The following is an 18384-nucleotide window of genomic DNA, read 5'->3' on the forward strand; positions in this document are numbered from 1 at the left end:
TACCCGCCCGCCCCGCACGCTGATCAAGTGAACACAGGCGCCGCCCGGGTTGACGAAGGCGGCAATCACATCGACGTCCCCGGTCCCGCCCTCCATGCTCTGTTGATCCTGGACCCGGCGCAGTAACGCAATCTGGTCCCGCAACTCGGCTGCTCGTTCGAATTCGAGATTGATCGCCGCCTCTTCCATCCCGGCGGACAACTCGTCAGTCAGCGCATTGCTGCGCCCTTCAAGAAACATCACCGAATGGCGGACATCCTCGGCGTACACCTGCGGCTCCACCAGCCCGACACAGGGCGCCTTGCAGCGTTTGATCTGGTATTGCAGGCAAGGGCGCGTGCGGTTCTTGTAATAACTGTCTTCGCATTGCCGAACGAAAAACGTCTTTTGCAGCAGGCTCAGGCTTTCGCGGATCGCGCCGGCACTCGGATAAGGCCCGAAATACTTGCCCTTGGCCTTTTTCGCGCCGCGATGAATGCTCAGGCGCGGAAACTCTCCGTCGGAGAGAAAGACGTAGGGGTAGGATTTATCGTCGCGCAGCAGGATGTTATAGGGCGGGCGCCATTCCTTGATCAGCGTCTGCTCAAGCAGCAAGGCTTCGGTTTCGTTGGCGGTGATCGTCGTCTCGACCTGGGCAATACGCGCTACCAGCGCGGCGGTCTTGGGGGCAAGCCCGGTCTTGCGAAAGTAGCTCGACAGGCGATTCTTGAGGTTCTTCGCCTTGCCGACGTAGAGCAACCGCGCTTCGCTGTCGAACATGCGGTACACACCGGGGCGCCCGCTAACGGTCGACAGAAAGGCGCTCGGATCAAAGGTGTCGTTCATTTTCAGAGGCTGGCGTCGACCATGCCATGACGAACCGCCAACAGCGTCAACTCGACATCACTGCTGATCGAAAGCTTTTCGAAGATGCGGTAACGGTAGGTGTTCACGGTTTTCGGGGACAGGCACAGTTTATCGGAAATGATCTGTACTTTCTGGCAGCCGACGATCATCAGCGCGATCTGGATTTCCCGCTCCGACAAGGCATCGAAAGGCGAATCGTTGGTCGGCTGGAAGGACTTGATCGCCAATTGCTGGGCAATTTGCGGACTGATGTAGCGTTGCCCGGCAAACACCAGGCGAATGGCCTGGACCATTTCCGGCAAACCTGCCCCCTTGGTCAGGTAACCTGCCGCACCGGCCTGCAACAGCCGCGTAGGAAACGGGTCCTCTTCACACACGGTCACCGCGACGACCTTGATATCCGGATGACTGCGCAATAATTTTCGAGTGGCTTCAAGACCGCCGATACCCGGCATCTTGACGTCCATCAACACCACATCGGGTTTCAGCTCGCGCGCCTTGATCAGGGATTCCTCACCCGACTCGGCCTGGCCGACTACTTGCAGGCCATCGATGTCAGCCAGCATTCGTGTAATGCCTGTACGAACGAGATCATGGTCATCGACTACTAGCACCCTAATCAAGCAGACACCTCGCGATTTGGTCTTATTGGGTTGTCAGACACCTTAGCAAAAAGCATCTGGCAGACCTAGCGGAAAGCGTCAGATTAAAAGTTTCAATTCATCTTGAAAGGCTTGCCGCAAGCGTGTTGCAGCGATCCAGGCCGGGGATATCCAGCTGCATCCTCAGGAAACATTCGTCCTTGCCCACCACCCTCAATCCCTTACGCTCGTACAACGCTTGCGCCGGGTTGTTTTCGAAAACCGTCAGGCGCAACGCCGGGCGCCGTTCCTGGCGCGCCAGAACCAGTACCTGATCGATCGCCCAGGATCCAGCGCCCTGCCCACGAAACGCTTCGACGATATGCAATTCACGGATATACAAGGCCCTGGCATCACGGCTCAGGCTGACATAACCCAGCACTTTGTCGCCCCATGCGATCAAGCGGTTGTCCCGCCCGGCCCAGGCCACGTCAAACGCTTCGTCCAGCCACAACAGGTCATGCTCAATGTAGTAACGCAGCATGCCCCTACGGGTCAGTTCGCGGGCAAATTCCAGGTCATCCGGTGTTGCCGGGCGCCATTGGCGTTCCATCATTCCAGCTCCACGGCGAGGGTCAGGTGCGTCCTTGTGACGATATGTTTTTTATTGAAGCGCAGAGTGTGTCACATCCTTCGGGGTACTCAAGCGATAGAAAGGGACGACGTTGGCCGATAGCATTTTCTGATTGAATCTGCGTACCGGCCTCTAGTAGGCTCGACCCATCCATCGGAGACAGACCATGTTCAACGCCCTCTTACAGCTTGGTACCGCCAGCGCCCCGCGCTCGGTTGCTGCTGCCCGGGTGAACGACGGTTGTGCTCCGGTCAACTTTTATTTTGGGTATTGGTTTAGCCACTGGCGCGCCTGATACCCACACGGCGCCCACTTTAAACGGGTCGCCACCAGAGAATTCTCAACCCCCGGTCGGCCTCCCGACCGGGGGTTTTGTTTTTTCAGCCCCAACACTTTTAGCGACACACCAGACATTCAGAGGATTAAGAACATGAACTACGCCACTTATTACCGTTACGACAGTTTTACCGCCTGGCGATTTACCACCCTCCGCTCGGGACAGCCTGCCGCCTCCGATCGGTCACCCACAGGTGGCAAGCACACACACGCAGCCAATCCGGCCAATTGTCGAACACCCCAGTAGGGCCGAGCGCGCGGGCACGAACCCGCCACCAGCCCAGGAAGCCTTGAATATGAACTCGTCCGTCTCTGCACTGCCGCTGTCCACCTTGAGCCCTGCCAATGAAGCGCTGACCCTGCGTCTGCCCAGCTCATTGCAACTCAAACAGCAATTGCCACTCGGCAACGCCCTGACCCGGCAAGTCACCGCCCACCGCCAGGCGGTTCGCGCGATCCTCAACGGTGAAGATTCCCGCCTGCTGGTCATCGTCGGCCCCTGCTCGATACACGATCCCGAATCAGCCCTCGAATACGCTGGCAACCTTGCCCGCCTCGCCGCCGAAGTCAGCGACGAAATGCTGCTGGTGATGCGTGCCTACGTCGAAAAACCCCGTACCACGGTTGGCTGGAAAGGCCTGGCCTACGACCCGCACCTCGATGGCAGCGATGACATGGCCGCCGGCCTGACGCTGTCCCGCGAGCTGATGCGCGAAATGCTCCGCCTGGGCCTGCCCGTTGCCACTGAACTGCTGCAACCGATGGCGGCCGGCTACTTCGATGATCTGTTGAGCTGGGTCGCAATTGGCGCCCGGACCACGGAGTCGCAGATCCATCGGGAAATGGCCAGCGGCCTGGGCATGCCTGTAGGGTTCAAGAACGGGACAGACGGCGGTGTCGGCGTCGCCAGCGACGCCATGCGCTCCGCCGCCCATCCCCATCGCCATTTCGGTGTCGATAGCCAGGGACATCCGGCGATCATTCAAACCCCGGGTAATGCGGACACGCACCTGGTACTGCGCGGCGGCCATCGCGGCCCGAACTACGACAGCGCCAGCATCGCCCAGGTGAACAGCGACCTGACCAGGCTCAGGATTCCGGCTCGAATCATGGTCGATTGCAGTCATGCCAACAGCGGCAAAGACCCGTTGCGCCAGCCAGCCGTTTTCAACGATGTACTTGAACAACGCCTGCAAGGTGACCGTTCGCTGATCGGCATGATGATCGAGAGCCATTTGTTCGAAGGCTGCCAGCCATTGAGTTCGTCATTGAAATACGGTGTGTCGGTGACCGATGGTTGCCTCGGTTGGGTCGGGACAGAACAACTGTTGCTTGAAGCGGCAGATCGGCTGCGAGCGTCAAACAACGCCTGATAATCGGCATCATCTGTGCGCCCTCCGGCCTTCATGGGAGGACTGGAGGGCAAATGGCAATCAATGTCCCATCAGGGACTGCACTTGAACCAGCGTCACCTCCGATTGCTGTCGGGTGCCGTCAAGGCGCTCGACTGAATAGGAAACACGGATCGCCGAATCTCGATGTTCCCTCCAAAACGGGTAGGGCACGATGAACACCAACGGCTCGCCAGCGGTGCCCCTGGTTATTTCGCGGTCGTCATGGTGATTGAGTTTCTCCCCGTCGCACTCCAGGTAAATCCGTTCTCCTTTTTCAGCGCTGGCGTTCTCGATGACGACGGTCACGCCATCCTGCGCATCCTGCAGGTCCACCCAACCTTCGTCGGCTTCCAGCACAGTGGGTGCTTGCAGTGGTCGGCGCTCCAGGATGCCAATCATCAGTGCCGTTACTTCAGAATAACGAGGCCCCTGCCCTACTTGCTTGACGCAATAATCGACGGACACTGAGGAGCCCAGATTCAGCGTAATGCACTCCGGACTGACCCAAAACGACAGTTCGTCCCCCACAGCGAAGGACTCGACCTTGAGTGCATCACTGAAACTTGAGTCGACCGAAACGCCCGCCCAGGTCAGCAACACCCAGTCGCCCGCTGCCATGCGCGCATAGGGTTTGATCGTAACGATCGCCCCTTCTTTCACCCTATCCGGATCAAGCGTTCTACCCACCGCATCGTTCACCGTCGCGGGCAACAGGTCGCATTGCACGTCACCGACACTCAGCTGCAGACGATGGGAATGCACGGGCTCGGCAAATCGAGTGCTCGTCAGTGAGTAACCGAGTTCCAGTGAACCACCCTCAAGCGCCGCGATATGTGCACCACCTACGGCAAAGATGATGTCCTCGCCGACCCGTTCCTCACTGACGAAACGCGCCACCTGATGATTGCAGGCGAGGCCATCGGCATCCAGCCCCGCCCAACTCAATAGTAATTTGTCGCCGCAGGTCATGCCTGGATACGGCTGGACCCTGATGACGGCTTTTTTGTCGGAAGGGTTCAGAACACCGTTTTGCGCCTGCTCCAGCATGGGTGGTGGTAATGGTTGCTGCGCGAGATTCAGGGCATCGTGTTCATAAACAGTCATTCATTCGCTCCATTCCCTGGAATAGACACCGGACAGGTGGCCGGCTCTGGAGGGCTATTTAACCCCATGGCAAACAATCGCGATGTCGGCCTCAAACGCTGACCCGCTCGGAAAGTCGATACACGCAAAGTAGGTCTTTGATCAGCAGCAAGCTGATTGCCGCGAAAAGTCCTCAAACGATTCCGACCAAGGCTTCAGCCACTCTTGGGTATTCGCACTTGTTCTATTCCGTTTTCCGCAAGTTTCGCCGGACTTTTCATACATCGCGCCAACCTCGAGTGTTTTAGAGTGAAGCGCCATGCAGCCCCAATGAACTTCTGCGTAAAGGTATGAACATGCAAAGGAATGCAAGCACTTGTTACCCAATACTGCTGGTCCACGGCCTTTTCGGCTTCGAAAGAATCGGCAAGTTCGAGCTCTTTCACGACATCAGGCAGGCGCTGAGGAACGCCGGAGCCAGGGTGTTCGTTCCCCACTTGTCGGCCATCCATGATAACGAGGTACGCGGAGACCAATTGCTCGCTCAGATCGAGCGGGTACTGGAAGGAACCGGTGCACACAAAGTCAACCTCATAGGTCACAGCCAGGGCGCACTGACCGCACGTTATGCCGCGGCGATTGCGCCACACAGCGTGGCATCGGTCACCTCCGTCAGCGGGCCGAACCATGGTTCGGAACTGGCCGATTTCCTGCGCAAGGCATTGACACCGGGCTGCCTGCCGGAACATGTGGCCGAGACAGTGGTGACCCTGTTCGCCGACTTCCTCGCGGCATTAAGCGACAATCAGTATCTACCGCGGAACGCCATTGCCGCCCTCAACGCGCTGACCACCGAAGGCGTAGGCGCATTCAACGACAAATACCCACAAGGACTGCCTGCCACCTGGGGTGGCAAGGGGTGCGAACGGGTCAACGGTGTTCATTACTACTCGTGGAGCGGCGTGCTGCCGTCGAATGCGCTCGAAGAAGGGCTTTATGCGCTCGATCCGCTCAACGCCTTCTGCCGAGCCCTTTCCGGTTATTTCGTCACGGAAAGCGAGCAGAACGACGGTTTGGTCGGTCGTTTCAGCTCCCATCTGGGAACGGTTATCCGGTCCGACTATCCACTGGATCATCTGGACACCATTGGCCAACCGGCCGGTCAACTGCGTAAAGGTGTCAACCCGATTGAACTGTATGTCCAGCACGCCAGGCGCTTGAGGGACGCCGGCCTTTGAGGTGCGACTGCCGCGGATCCCGCGTGGAACGGAACTTTGAGGAGAAATAGCTCACTGAATCCGGTAGGCTCAGCACTTTATCGAGTATTGAAAGGAGTATTTTCCCATGGCTAAAGCCACTGCCCGTCACATCCTTGTTGCCTCCGAAGCCAAGTGCAACGAACTCAAGGCCCAAATCGAGGCTGGCGCCGATTTCGCCGAAGTTGCCAAGGCAAACTCCACCTGCCCTTCCAGCCGCCAGGGCGGTGACCTGGGTTCGTTCGGTCCGGGCCAGATGGTCAAGGAATTCGACACCGTGGTCTTCAGCGCACCGCTCAACGTGGTCCAGGGCCCGGTCAAGACCCAGTTCGGTTTCCACCTTCTGGAAGTGACCAGCCGTCAGGACTGATCGACGCTTGAGCTATTCACTCAACGGCCCGCCTATTGGTGGGCCGTTGTGTTTTCAACGCGCAATACGGCTGGCGAGGGACGCGCCGCTAGCGTACAAATTGTCGTTAACGACCTCCCGGTTCTAAGGCTGACAATGCGACTGGCTTTCCCTACTTTGCTGTTCACGGCCGTGGCCCTGCTGATGGGTGCCTCGGGTGTGCATGCGGCACCGCAACCGGCAATGACCGTGTACGGCGAACCGGCGAAATACCCTCCCGGCTTCAGTCATTTCGCCTACACCAACCCGCAGGCCCCCAAGGGTGGCACGATGCGGCGCTCGGCGATTGAAATCGGTCAGTTCGACCATGTTTTGCCTTACATCGACAAAGGCATCGGCGTTACACAGATTGACGGCTTGATCTACTCGCCACTGGCCCAACGCTCGCTGGACGAGCCTTATACCGTTTACGGTCTGGTGGCTGAGAAGATGGAGCGTTCAGAGGACGGCCTGTCCCTGCGCTTTTACCTCAACCCCAAGGCGCGTTTTGCCGATGGCAAACCGATTACCGCCCAAGACGTGCGCTACACCTTCGACCTGCTGATGACCCAAGGCAGCCTGCGCTACCGAACCCAATTCGCCGACGTCAAAAGCGTCGAAGTGGAATCGCCACTGACCATCCGCTTTGATTTCAAGAACAACGAAAATCGCACCCTGCCCCTCGATATCGCAACCTTGCCGGTGTTTCCCGAACACTGGTGGAAGAGCCGCGATTTCGCCGGTGGCGGCGGCTATGAAGCGCCGTTGGGCAGCGGCCCCTACAAAGTAGGCAAGATCGATTCGGGGCGCAGCATCACGTTCGAACGCAATCCCGACTGGTGGGGTAAGGATCTGCCGGTCAGCCGTGGCCTGTACAACTTCGATCATTTCAGCATCGAGTACTTCGGCGATACCGACGTGGCGCGCCAGGTCCTGCGCGGGGGCGCCTATGACTACAACCGGGAATTTTCCGCCACCGCTTACTCCATCGGCTACGAAAGCCCGGCCCTGAGCGACGGTCGCCTGCAAAAAGCCCACCTCGCCACAGAGGCGCCGCAACCGGCCCAGGGTTTTGTGTTCAATCTGCAAAAGCCCCTGTTCCAGGACCGTCGCGTGCGCCAGGCGCTGGTGATGCTGTGGGACTTCGAGTGGAGCAACCGGCAGATGATGCGCGACATGTACATCCGCCAGCAGAGCTTTTTTTCCAATACCGATCTCGCGGCCCGGCAACTGCCGGATGCCGGTGAGCGGGCGATTCTCGAACCGCTGCGCGGGCAGATTCCGGACGAAGTCTTCACCCAGGTGTTCGAGGCGCCGAAGACCGATGGCAGCGGCGTGATTCGTGACAAGCAGTTGCAGGCCCTGGACTTGCTCGAACAGGCCGGCTGGAAACCCGATGGCGACCAACTGGTCAATGCCCACGGCGAACCGCTGAGCTTCACGTTCCTGGTCAGTCAAAACGGCATGGACCGCCTGCTGTTGCCCTATAAACGCACGCTGAAACAGATCGGCATCGACCTGAACATCCGCCGCATCGACTCGTCCCAGTACGTCAATCGCCTGATGAGCCGCGACTACGACATGATCGTCACCGGCTACCCGGTCACCACCTCTCCGGGGGGCGAACTGGTCAATTACTTCGGTTCGGAGGCGGCCACCGACCCTGGCTCCAACAACTACATGGTGTTGCAGAACCCGGCGGTGGACACCCTGATCACCGGGCTGATCCGCGCCAATACCCAGGCTGACATGTTGCATTACGCCCATGCCCTGGACCGGGTGCTGCAATGGAATTACTACTGGATTCCCAACTATTACCCGCCGGGCACCTCAACGGTGTGGTGGAACCGCTTCGGCATCCCGAACGTGCAAGCGAGTAATGACGAAGCCATCGAGAGCTGGTGGGAGATGAGCACCACGCCATTGACCAACCAACAGATGACGGCCGAGCGTATCAGCCGAGGCAAACCCGGAGGGCCGCACTGATGTGGGCTTACATATTGCGGCGCCTGCTGCTGATCATTCCGACGCTGGTGATTATTCTCCTGGTCAACTTTGTCATCGTCCAGGCCGCGCCGGGCGGGCCGGTCGAACAGGCCATCGCGCACCTGCAAGGCATTGGCGGCGCCGCGGTTGGCGGCGGTTCCGGCGAGTCCGTGAGCGGCAAGTCCCGTGCCAGTCGCGGGCTCGACCCGCAGCTGATCAAGGACATTGAAAAACAGTACGGTTTCGATAAGCCGGCACACGAACGCCTCTGGCTAATGCTCACCAGCTACGCGCGCCTGGACTTCGGCAAGAGTTTCTTCCGCGGCGCCACCGTCACCGACCTGATCCTCGAAAAAATGCCCGTGACCATTTCCCTCGGACTCTGGGCGACGCTGATCACCTACCTGGTGTCGATTCCCCTGGGCATCCGCAAGGCCGTGCACCATGGCAGCCAATTCGACATCTGGAGCAGTACCGCGATCATCATTGGCTATGCCATGCCGGCGTTCCTATTTGCGATGTTTCTGATCGTGATCTTTGCCGGTGGCACTTCGCTGAACTGGTTTCCAGTCCGCGGGTTGGTCTCGGACAACTTCGAATCGCTGTCGACCCTTGGCAAGGTGGCCGACTACTTCTGGCATCTGGTGTTGCCCGTGACCGCCCTGGTGATCGGCGGATTCGCCACGCTGACCATCCTGACCAAGAACTCGTTCCTCAATGAAATCACCCGCCAGTACGTAGTCACCGCCCGGGCCAAGGGCTTGAGTGAACGACGGGTGCTCTACGGGCACGTGTTCCGCAACGCCATGCTACTGGTGGTGTCGGGCATTCCCCAGGCGTTCATCAGTGTGTTTTTTGCCGGTTCCCTGCTGATCGAGGTGATCTTCTCCCTCGACGGTCTCGGTCGCATGAGCTACGAAGCGGCAGTATCCCGGGACTATCCGGTGGTGTTCGGCTCGCTGTTCATCTTCACCTTGTTTGGCCTTCTGATAAAACTGGTCGGCGACCTCTGCTACACCCTGGTCGACCCGCGTATCGACTTCGCCGCGAGGAACGCCTGATGCTCAAGCTTTCACCGCTGGCGCGTCGCCGCTTCGAGCGCTTCAAGAAAAACCGTCGGGGCTGGTGGTCGCTCTGGTTGTTTGTCGGCCTGTTCCTGATGACCCTGGGCGGCGAACTGATCGCCAACGACAAACCGCTGATGGTCAGCTATCAGGGCCAGTGGTATTTCCCGGTCTTCAAGCGCCACACCGAACAGGCCTTCGGCGGGCAACTGCCGTTCCAGGCCGACTACCGCAGCGACTATGTGCAGAAACTGATCAAGAAGGATGGCGGCTGGTTGCTGTTTCCACCGATTCCGTTCAGTGACGACACCCCCAACTACGACCTGAACAAGCCTGCCCCCAGCCCACCCTCCAGCGTCAATTGGCTGGGCACCGACGACCAGGCACGGGATGTCCTGGCCCGGGTGATCTTCGGGGCACGGGTGTCGATCCTGTTTGCCTTGATGCTGACCTTTGTCAGTGCCCTGATCGGCATCGCGGCCGGAGCCCTGCAAGGCTATTACGGCGGCTGGGTGGATTTGCTCGGCCAGCGTCTGCTGGAGGTGTGGTCCGGGTTGCCGGTGCTGTACCTGCTGATCATCCTGTCGGGCTTCGTCGAGCCGAATTTCTGGTGGCTGCTGGGAATCATGGCGCTGTTTTCATGGCTGGCGCTGGTGGACGTGGTGCGCGCCGAGTTCCTGCGCGGGCGCAACCTGGAATACGTCAAGGCCGCGCGCGCGCTGGGCCTGACCGACCGCAAAGTCATCGTGCGGCACATTCTGCCCAACGCCATGAACGCGACCTTGAGCTACTTGCCGTTCATTCTGACCGGGGCGATTTCCACCCTGACGGCGCTGGATTTCCTCGGCTTCGGCATGCCTGCGGGCAGCGCTTCCCTGGGTGAACTGATTGGCCAGGGCAAGCAGAACCTGCAAGCGCCATGGCTGGGCCTGACGGCGTTCTTCACCCTGGCGCTGATTCTTTCTTTACTGGTGTTCATTGGCGAAGCACTGCGCGACGCTTTTGATCCCCGGTCTTGACCCTCGATCTTGATGCGGATGTTAATATGACCAACCTGATCGAAATCCGTGACCTCAGCGTGGCCTTCAGTGGCCAGACCGTGGTGCGCAATCTGTGCCTGGACATCCGCCCCGGCGAATGCCTGGCGCTGGTGGGCGAATCGGGCTCGGGCAAGTCGGTGACGGCCCACTCGATCCTGCAACTGCTGCCGCAAACCGATACCGAGACGACAGGCAGCATCCGCTATCGCGGCCAGGAACTGGTGGGCGCCGATGCCGGCAAGTTGCGCAAACTGCGCGGCAATCGCATCGCGATGATCTTCCAGGAGCCGATGACCTCCCTCAACCCGCTGCACAGCATCGAAAAACAGATCGGTGAAACCTTGCTGGTGCACAAAGGCCTGGCGGGCAAGGCGGCGCAAGCGCGGATCCTCGAATTGTTGCATCTGGTAGGTATCCAGAAACCCGAAGAACGCCTCAAGGCCTATCCCCATCAATTGTCTGGCGGACAGCGCCAGCGGGTGATGATCGCCATGGCCCTGGCGTGTGAACCGGAACTGCTGATTGCCGACGAACCGACCACCGCGCTGGATGTGACGGTGCAGCGCAAAATTCTGCTGCTGCTCAAATCCCTGCAACAGCGGCTGGGAATGTCGCTGCTACTGATCAGCCATGACCTCAATCTGGTGCGCAGCATCGCCCAGCGCGTGTGCGTAATGAAGGCCGGGGAAATCGTCGAGCAGGCACCGTGCGAAACCCTGTTCACCGAACCCAGGCACCCTTATAGCTGCATACTGCTGCACGCCGAACCCGAGGGAGAAGCCTTGCCCCGGGACGAGCGCGAAAACGTACTGGAGGTGGACAACCTGCAGGTGCGGTTTCCCGTCGGTGGTGGCCTGTTTCAGCGCAAGACCTGGCTGCGTGCAGTGGATGGCATCAGCCTGAATATCCAACGCGGCAAGACCCTGGGCATCGTCGGCGAGTCCGGTTCGGGAAAGTCCACCCTTGGCCAGGCGATCCTGCGTTTGCTCGACTCCGAAGGCGGTATTCGCTTTCAAGGCCAGGCACTGGACGGTCTGACGCAAAAACAGCTACGGCCGTGGCGCAAGAAGATGCAGGTGGTGTTCCAGGACCCTTTCGGCAGCCTCAGCCCGCGAATGTCGGTCGCGCAGATCATCAGCGAAGGCCTGGAAGTGCACAGCCAGTTGAGCACTGAAGAGTGCAATGCCGAAGTGATCCGGGCACTGAACGAAGTCGGCCTTGACCCCCAAAGTCGCCATCGCTATCCCCACGAGTTCTCTGGCGGGCAGCGTCAACGTATCGCCATCGCCCGGGCGCTGGTGCTGAAACCGGCACTGATCCTGCTCGACGAACCAACCTCGGCGCTGGACCGCACGGTGCAAAAACAAGTGGTCGCCCTGCTCCGCCAGCTTCAGGAAAAATACGGATTGACCTATCTGTTCATCAGTCATGACCTGGCAGTGGTGCGCGCCCTGGCCCACGACATGATCGTGATCAAGGACGGAAAAGTGGTGGAACGCGGCGCCAGCCATGAGGTGTTTGACTCACCGCAGCATCCGTACACCAAGGAGCTATTGGCGGCGGCGATGTTGGGGCAGGCATAATCTGGCCGTTAGACCGCATCGCGGCCATCGCGAGCAAGCTCGCTCCCACAGTTGATCGGTGTCGTTCACAGATCCCATGTGGGAGCGGGCTTGCTCGCGAAGGGGCCGCCACAGGCAATAAATCATCAGGATCAAACCCATGAACACCACCGAAAGCCTCAAGGACTACCAGCGCGTTCGCTTGCTGGCGATCCGTTCGCTGTTCGAAATCATCGAACAATCAAGCGAGGGCACGGTGATTGTCGACCGCGATGCCAACATCGTCTGGATGAACGAGCGCTATGCCCGGCGCTTCGGCCTGCCATCGGCCGAAGTCGCGATCGGCAAGCCCTGCGAAAGCGTGATCCCCGGCAGCCTGCTGCGTGAGGTGGTGCGCACCGGCCGGCCGATACTGCTGGATATGCAAGACACCTCCAAAGAACCGCTGGTGGTCATGCGCCTGCCGATTCACGACGATGCCGGCGTAGTCATCGGTGCCATCGGTTTCGCCCTGTTCGACGAGTTGCGCAGCCTGTCGCCGATGCTCAAGCGCTACATGAGCATGCAGGAAGAACTGGCCTCCACCCGCTCGCTGCTGCGGGCGCGGCAGACCAGATACAACTTCGCCCACTTCATCGGCACCAGCGCCGCCAGCCTGGAAGTCAAACGCCGCGCCCGGCGCAGTGCGAGCACCGAATCGCCGGTATTGCTGCTCGGAGAAACCGGCACCGGCAAAGAGTTGCTGGCCCAAGCCATCCACAACGCCTCGCCCCGCGCGCACAAGGCGTTCGTGAGCATCAACAGCGCGGCGATTCCTGAATCGCTGCTGGAAGCCGAATTCTTCGGCACTGCCCCCGGCGCGTTTACCGGTGCCGACCGCAAGGGCCGCGCCGGCAAATTGCAGATCGCTCAGGGCGGCACGCTGTTCCTCGACGAAATCGGCGACATGCCGCTGCCCCTGCAAAGCAAACTGCTGCGTGTGCTGCAGGAAAAGGAATTCGAGCCGGTGGGCTCCAACGAAGTGATCCAGAGCGATGTGCGGGTGATCGCCGCGACCTCTACGGACCTGGAAGCCGCGATCAAGCGCGGCGAATTCCGCGCCGACTTGTACTACCGGCTCAACGTGCTGCCGATCCAGGTTCCACCCCTGCGTGACCGCCTCGATGACGTGCCGGCGCTCAGTGAGGCCATTCTCGAAGAACTGCGCAGCCAGCATGAATTGCACCACGAAGCCCTGGAACTGCTGGGGCAACACGCCTGGCCGGGGAACATCCGGGAGCTGCGCAATGTGCTGGAGCGGGCCGCGCTGCTCAGTGATGATTTGCGCCTGACGGTGGCGGACATCCGCGGGGCGATTGGTACATTCATACCGGTGGAACGCGTGGCGCCCTTGACCATCGAACCGCTTGCCCACGAGACGTTCAGTGTGGCGCGGGAGCGATTTGACCGGCAATTGATCGAAACCACCCTCGCGCGATGCGGGGGCAAGGTGGTTGATGCAGCGGCGCGGCTGGGGCTTGGGCGGTCGACGTTGTACAAGAAGATGGTGGCGCTGGGGATTGTCGAGTCTCAATAAAGAGACATTAGTCTCCATTGTTAGACAAACCATCGCGAGCAAGCTTGCTCCTACAGTAGACTGCGTTCTACTGAACTACTTAGTCCCCCTGTGGGAGCGAGCTTGCTCGCGATGAGGCCAGCACCATCGCCAAAAGTCTCGAAGTAGAGACAAAGCATTCGAACCCAGCCCACAACAATCAAATATATCCTTATATTTCAATAACTTAGCAAGATGGCACAAAACTCGCTATACGCCTCTCCCACCAGGCTTCACCCAACAAAAATAACAACCCAGGAGACACACCATGAGTGTGATCATTGCCTTGGCAGCCCTCGCGCTGCTGATGCTGGCTGCCTACCGTGGCTACAGCGTTATCCTTTTTGCCCCGATTGCCGCCCTCGGCGCTGTCCTGCTGACCGACCCGTCTGCCGTCGCCCCCGCTTTCACCGGGGTGTTCATGGAAAAAATGGTCGGCTTCATCAAGCTGTATTTCCCGGTGTTCCTGCTCGGCGCGGTGTTCGGCAAGCTGATCGAACTGTCCGGTTTCTCGCGCTCCATCGTCGCGGCAGCCATTCGCCTGCTCGGCACCCGCCAGGCGATGCTGGTGATCGTGCTGGTCTGCGCCTTGCTGACCTACGGCGGCGTATCGTTGTTTGTGGTGGTGTTCGCGGTCTATCCGTTTGCCGCTGAAATGTTCCGCCAGAGCAACATCCCCAAGCGGCTGATCCCGGCGACCATTGCGCTGGGCGCCTTCTCGTTCACCATGGACGCCCTGCCCGGCACGCCGCAAATCCAGAACATCATCCCCAGCACCTTCTTCAACACCACCGCCTGGGCGGCGCCGTGGCTGGGCGTGATCGGCACGATCTTCGTGTTCTGCGCCGGCATGCTGTTTCTCCAGCGCCAGCGCAACAAGGCCCAGCGTACCGGTGAAGGCTATGGTTCGGACCTGCGCAACGAGCCGGAAACCGCCGCCGACCTGAAGCTGCCCAACCCGTGGCTGGCGCTGTCGCCACTGCTGGCGGTGGGCATCATGAACCTGCTGTTCACCCACTGGATTCCACAGGTGTACGGCAAGACCCACAGCCTCGCGCTGCCGGGCATGGCCACGCCGGTGACCACGGAAATCGCCAAGCTCACGGCGATCTGGGCGGTACAGGCAGCCTTGCTGGTCGGCATCCTCATGGTGCTGGTGTTCGGCTACAAGGCGATCAGCCGCAAGCTGGCCGAAGGCAGTAAAAGTGCGGTCAGCGGTGCCTTGCTGGCGGCGATGAATACGGCCTCGGAATACGGTTTCGGCGCGGTGATCGCGTCCCTGCCGGGTTTCCTGGTACTGGCCGACTGGCTCAAGAGCATTCCCAACCCGCTGGTCAACGAAGCGATTACCGTGACCCTGCTGGCCGGCATCACCGGTTCCGCCTCGGGCGGCATGAGCATCGCGCTGGCGGCGATGTCCGAGCAGTTCATCAGCGCAGCCCATGCGGCGAACATTCCGCTGGAAGTGCTGCACCGGGTCGCCGCGATGGCCAGCGGCGGCATGGACACCCTGCCGCATAATGGCGCGGTGATTACCCTGCTGGCGGTCACCGGGCTGACCCACCGCGAAGCTTACAAAGATATTTTCTGTATTACGCTGATCAAGACCCTGGCGGTTTTCGTGGTGATCGGCACTTTCTACGCCACTGGCATTGTGTGAGGTATTCATGACGACTCTTTCGGGCAAGACCGCACTGGTCACCGGCTCCACCAGCGGCATCGGCCTGGGGATCGCCCTCAGCCTGGCCAAGGCCGGGGCCAACCTGATCCTCAATGGCTTTGGCGATGCCTCCCAAGTGATCGCCCAGGTGCAACAGTTTGGCGGCAAGGTCGGCCATCACCCGGCCGATGTCAGCGATCCGGCACAAATTGCCGACATGATCGCCTACGCCGAGCGCGAGTTCGGCGGCGTCGACATCCTGGTCAACAACGCTGGCATTCAACACGTGGCAGCAGTGGATGAGTTTCCGGTGGAGCGTTGGGATTCGATCATCGCCATCAACCTGTCGTCGGTGTTCCACAGCACCCGCTTGAGCCTGCCGGGCATGCGCGCCAAGGGCTGGGGCCGGGTGATCAACATTGCGTCAGTGCATGGTCTGGTCGGTTCGGCGGGCAAGTCAGCCTATGTCGCCGCCAAGCATGGGGTGATCGGCTTGACCAAAGTGGTCGCGCTGGAAACCGCAACCACCCAGGTCACCTGCAACGCGATCTGCCCAGGCTGGGTATTGACGCCGCTGGTGCAAAAGCAGATTGATGATCGTGCCGCCAGCGGAGTTGACCCGCAGCAGGCGCAGCACGATTTGCTCGCTGAAAAGCAGCCATCGCTGGAATTCGTGACACCGCCGCAACTGGGTGAACTGGTGCTGTTCCTGTGCAGCGAAGCCGGCAGCCAGGTGCGGGGCGCGGCGTGGAATGTTGATGGTGGGTGGTTGGCGCAGTGACTGGCTGATAGACCCTTGTGGCGAGGGGGCTTGCCCCCGTTGGGTGGCGAAGCCGCCCCAAAAACTCACAGACGATTCAGGTTGTCTGATTCACGACTGCTTCGCAGCCGAACGGGGGCAAGCCCCCTCGCCACACAAGCTCCCTCGCCACAAAAGCCGGCTCCACATCAGCCTGTGTGAAGGCATAAAAAAGAAGAGGCAAACCATGTCCGACATCCTCTGGCAACCCGACGCCAAACGCATTGGCAAGACCCGCATGGAAGCCTTTCGGCGCTTCATCAATCAGCGACACCACCTCAAGATCGACGACTATCCTGCCCTGCACCAGTGGTCCATCGATCAGCGCCCGGACTTCTGGCAGGCCATCGTCGACTTCTTCGACATCCGCTTCCACGAGCAACCCGACGCCGTGCTGCTCGAAGGCCCCCGGATGCCCAGCGCCCAATGGTTCCCCGGTGCAACGCTGAACTTTGCCGAACACCTGCTACAGCGTCGCGACGATGCGATCGCCGTGATAGCCGTCGGCGAAAACGGTCAGCGTGAGCATTTGACCTGGGCTGAACTCGCCGAGCAGGTCGCCGGTTTTCAGAATGGCTTGATCGCCGCCGGCGTCGGTGTGGGTGACCGGGTCGCCGCGTGCATGCCCAACACCTGGCAGACCCTGGTGGCCATGCTCGCCACCACCAGCCTTGGCGCTATCTGGTCCTGCTCCTCACCGGACTTCGGCACCCAAGGGGTGGTTGACCGTTTCGGTCAGATCGAACCGAAAGTACTGGTGACCTGCGCCGGCTACCGCTATGCCGGCAAGGAGATCGACCAGAGCGCCAAGGTCAACGAGATCCTCCAGCGTCTGCCTTCGCTGCAACAGCTGATCGTCGTGCCTTACGCCCGGCCACAGGCGCACATCGAAGAATTCCACACCCAGGCCAACGTGACGCTGTGGGACGATTTCTACGAACCCGGCGGCGAGCCGGATTTCGTCCCCGTGCCCTTCGCCCATCCGCTGTACATCCTCTACTCCAGCGGCACCACCGGCGTGCCCAAATGCATCATCCACAGCACCGGCGGCGTGTTGCTGCAACACGTCAAGGAACACGGCCTGCATGGCGATCTAGGCCCCGGTGAACGGCTGTTCTACTACACCACCTGCGGCTGGATGATGTGGAACTGGTTGGTGTCGGCACTGGCCACAGGCAGCTCCGTGGTGCTGTACGATGGCTCACCGTTCCAGCCCGAGCCACAACGCTTGATCGACCTGATCGACGACGAACGCATCAGCGTCTTCGGCACCAGTCCCAAATACCTCGCAACCTTGGAAAGCAGCGGTATCAAGCCCCGCGAAAGTCATGACCTGAGCAGCCTCAAGACATTGCTTTGCACCGGCTCGGCGCTGTCGCCGCACAGTTACGACTTCGTCTATCGCGACTTCAAGGCTGACGTGTGCCTGGCTTCGATGTCCGGCGGCACCGACATCGTCTCGTGCTTCGTCAACGGCAACCCGATGTCGCCCGTGCGGCGCGGCGAAATCATGGGCAAGAGCCTGGGCATGGCCGTTGAAGTGTGGAACGACGAAGGCCACCCGGTGATCGGTGAAAAAGGCGAACTGGTCTGCACCCGGCATTTCCCGGCGATGCCCATTGGCCTGTGGAACGATCCTGATGGCGAAAAACTGCACAAATCCTATTTCAGCCTGTTCCCCGGCGTCTGGGCCCAAGGTGATTACGCCGAACAACTGCCCCATGGCGCAATGATGATCCACGGACGCTCCGATGCCGTGCTCAACCCCGGCGGGGTGCGCATCGGCACGGCGGAAATCTATCGCCAGGTGGAGAAAGTCCCCCAGGTGCTCGACTGCGTGGCGATCGGTCAGCAGTGGCAGGATGACGTGCGAGTGGTGCTGTTCGTACGCTTGCGCGACGGGCTCGAACTGGACGAGGCCCTGCAACAGCAGATCCGCCAGGTGATTCGCGCCAATACCACGCCGCGTCATGTGCCGGCGAAGATTGTGGCAGTGACGGACATTCCCCGGACCATCAGCGGCAAGGTCGTTGAGTTGGCGGTGCGCAATGTGGTGCATGGGCAGAAAGTGAAGAACACTGATGCCTTGGCCAATCCCGAAGCGCTGGAGCAGTACCGAAACAGGCCCGAACTCCAGTCTTGAAGCGCCACAAAAACCTGT

The 18384-nt window shown here is 60.2% G+C and carries 15 protein-coding genes; 11 read left to right on the forward strand and 4 right to left on the reverse strand.

Annotated features, from left to right (window positions below; genetic code table 11):
- The 3 genes from uvrC to KGA98_RS07690 all read right to left on the reverse strand — a co-directional run.
- On the reverse strand, nt 1-825 hold an 825-nt coding region (uvrC, locus tag KGA98_RS07680; RefSeq protein ID WP_223501966.1), incomplete at its 3' end, for an excinuclease ABC subunit UvrC.
- A gap of 2 nt (nt 826-827) precedes the next feature.
- Nucleotides 828-1469, reverse strand: a complete 642-nt coding sequence (gene uvrY / locus KGA98_RS07685; RefSeq protein ID WP_032829778.1) for a UvrY/SirA/GacA family response regulator transcription factor — start codon at nt 1467-1469, stop codon at nt 828-830.
- A 97-nt stretch (nt 1470-1566) separates the two neighbouring features.
- On the reverse strand, nt 1567-2040 hold the full coding sequence (locus tag KGA98_RS07690) for a GNAT family N-acetyltransferase (protein ID WP_223502070.1): 474 nt from the start codon (nt 2038-2040) through the stop codon (nt 1567-1569).
- A 653-nt stretch (nt 2041-2693) separates the two neighbouring features.
- Between KGA98_RS07690 and KGA98_RS07695 the strand changes: the two genes are divergently transcribed.
- Nucleotides 2694-3770 carry a 3-deoxy-7-phosphoheptulonate synthase gene (locus KGA98_RS07695; RefSeq protein WP_223501967.1) on the forward strand — a complete coding sequence of 359 codons (1077 nt, stop codon included), beginning with the start codon at nt 2694-2696 and terminating at the stop codon, nt 3768-3770.
- 60 nt (nt 3771-3830) lie between these two features.
- Here KGA98_RS07695 and KGA98_RS07700 read toward each other — a convergent pair whose 3' ends face one another.
- Nucleotides 3831-4895 carry a hypothetical protein gene (locus KGA98_RS07700; protein ID WP_223501968.1) on the reverse strand — a complete coding sequence of 355 codons (1065 nt, stop codon included), beginning with the start codon at nt 4893-4895 and terminating at the stop codon, nt 3831-3833.
- A 335-nt stretch (nt 4896-5230) separates the two neighbouring features.
- On the opposite strand from KGA98_RS07700, the gene KGA98_RS07705 reads away from it, so the two are divergent.
- The 10 genes from KGA98_RS07705 (at nt 5231) to KGA98_RS07750 (ending at nt 18366) form a co-directional block, all read left to right on the forward strand.
- Nucleotides 5231-6112, forward strand: coding sequence for an esterase/lipase family protein (locus tag KGA98_RS07705; RefSeq protein WP_223501969.1), 882 nt, complete (start codon nt 5231-5233; stop codon nt 6110-6112).
- Between the two features lie 106 nt (nt 6113-6218).
- Nucleotides 6219-6500: a peptidylprolyl isomerase gene (locus KGA98_RS07710; RefSeq protein WP_008051985.1), complete on the forward strand. Its 282-nt coding sequence runs from the start codon at nt 6219-6221 to the stop codon at nt 6498-6500.
- Between the two features lie 135 nt (nt 6501-6635).
- Nucleotides 6636-8504 (forward strand): extracellular solute-binding protein, encoded by a 1869-nt coding sequence (locus KGA98_RS07715; RefSeq protein WP_223501970.1) that lies wholly within the window; start codon nt 6636-6638, stop codon nt 8502-8504.
- Entirely contained in the window at nt 8504-9565 is a 1062-nt protein-coding gene (locus KGA98_RS07720) for a microcin C ABC transporter permease YejB (protein WP_057714611.1), read from the forward strand. The genes KGA98_RS07715 and KGA98_RS07720 overlap by 1 nt, the downstream gene beginning before the upstream one ends.
- Nucleotides 9565-10587 (forward strand): ABC transporter permease, encoded by a 1023-nt coding sequence (locus tag KGA98_RS07725; protein ID WP_154909245.1) that lies wholly within the window; start codon nt 9565-9567, stop codon nt 10585-10587. Before KGA98_RS07720 ends, KGA98_RS07725 begins: the two co-directional genes overlap by 1 nt.
- 26 nt (nt 10588-10613) lie before the next feature.
- On the forward strand, nt 10614-12191 hold the full coding sequence (locus KGA98_RS07730) for an ABC transporter ATP-binding protein (RefSeq protein ID WP_057714606.1): 1578 nt from the start codon (nt 10614-10616) through the stop codon (nt 12189-12191).
- 139 nt (nt 12192-12330) lie between these two features.
- The gene (locus KGA98_RS07735; RefSeq protein WP_223501971.1) at nt 12331-13746 is read left to right on the forward strand and encodes a sigma-54 interaction domain-containing protein; all 1416 of its coding nucleotides are present in this window, start codon (nt 12331-12333) and stop codon (nt 13744-13746) included.
- Between the two features lie 286 nt (nt 13747-14032).
- A complete protein-coding gene (locus KGA98_RS07740; RefSeq protein WP_223501972.1) occupies nt 14033-15424 on the forward strand; it encodes a GntP family permease in 1392 nt (463 codons plus the stop codon).
- Nucleotides 15425-15431: 7 nt separating this feature from the next.
- Complete coding sequence (locus KGA98_RS07745) at nt 15432-16205, forward strand: 3-hydroxybutyrate dehydrogenase (protein WP_223501973.1); 774 nt, start codon at nt 15432-15434, stop codon at nt 16203-16205.
- Nucleotides 16206-16410: 205 nt separating this feature from the next.
- Nucleotides 16411-18366 (forward strand): acetoacetate--CoA ligase, encoded by a 1956-nt coding sequence (locus tag KGA98_RS07750; RefSeq protein WP_223501974.1) that lies wholly within the window; start codon nt 16411-16413, stop codon nt 18364-18366.
- Nucleotides 18367-18384: the final 18 nt, after the last annotated feature.

Origin of the sequence: Pseudomonas sp. BF-R-24, assembly GCF_019947335.1 — a bacterium.
Lineage (GTDB): Bacteria > Pseudomonadota > Gammaproteobacteria > Pseudomonadales > Pseudomonadaceae > Aquipseudomonas > Aquipseudomonas jessenii.

Excerpts from the sequence above, each read along its gene's own strand:
- KGA98_RS07690 (WP_223502070.1), bottom strand. The coding sequence starts at position 2,040 with ATGGAACGCCAATGGCGCCCGGCAACACCGGATGACCTGGAATTTGCC.
- KGA98_RS07695 (WP_223501967.1), top strand. The coding sequence starts at position 2,694 with ATGAACTCGTCCGTCTCTGCACTGCCGCTGTCCACCTTGAGCCCTGCC.
- KGA98_RS07700 (WP_223501968.1), bottom strand. The coding sequence starts at position 4,895 with ATGACTGTTTATGAACACGATGCCCTGAATCTCGCGCAGCAACCATTA.
- KGA98_RS07705 (WP_223501969.1), top strand. The coding sequence starts at position 5,231 with ATGCAAAGGAATGCAAGCACTTGTTACCCAATACTGCTGGTCCACGGC.
- KGA98_RS07710 (WP_008051985.1), top strand. The coding sequence starts at position 6,219 with ATGGCTAAAGCCACTGCCCGTCACATCCTTGTTGCCTCCGAAGCCAAG.
- KGA98_RS07715 (WP_223501970.1), top strand. The coding sequence starts at position 6,636 with ATGCGACTGGCTTTCCCTACTTTGCTGTTCACGGCCGTGGCCCTGCTG.
- KGA98_RS07720 (WP_057714611.1), top strand. The coding sequence starts at position 8,504 with ATGTGGGCTTACATATTGCGGCGCCTGCTGCTGATCATTCCGACGCTG.
- KGA98_RS07725 (WP_154909245.1), top strand. The coding sequence starts at position 9,565 with ATGCTCAAGCTTTCACCGCTGGCGCGTCGCCGCTTCGAGCGCTTCAAG.
- KGA98_RS07730 (WP_057714606.1), top strand. The coding sequence starts at position 10,614 with ATGACCAACCTGATCGAAATCCGTGACCTCAGCGTGGCCTTCAGTGGC.
- KGA98_RS07735 (WP_223501971.1), top strand. The coding sequence starts at position 12,331 with ATGAACACCACCGAAAGCCTCAAGGACTACCAGCGCGTTCGCTTGCTG.
- KGA98_RS07740 (WP_223501972.1), top strand. The coding sequence starts at position 14,033 with ATGAGTGTGATCATTGCCTTGGCAGCCCTCGCGCTGCTGATGCTGGCT.
- KGA98_RS07745 (WP_223501973.1), top strand. The coding sequence starts at position 15,432 with ATGACGACTCTTTCGGGCAAGACCGCACTGGTCACCGGCTCCACCAGC.
- KGA98_RS07750 (WP_223501974.1), top strand. The coding sequence starts at position 16,411 with ATGTCCGACATCCTCTGGCAACCCGACGCCAAACGCATTGGCAAGACC.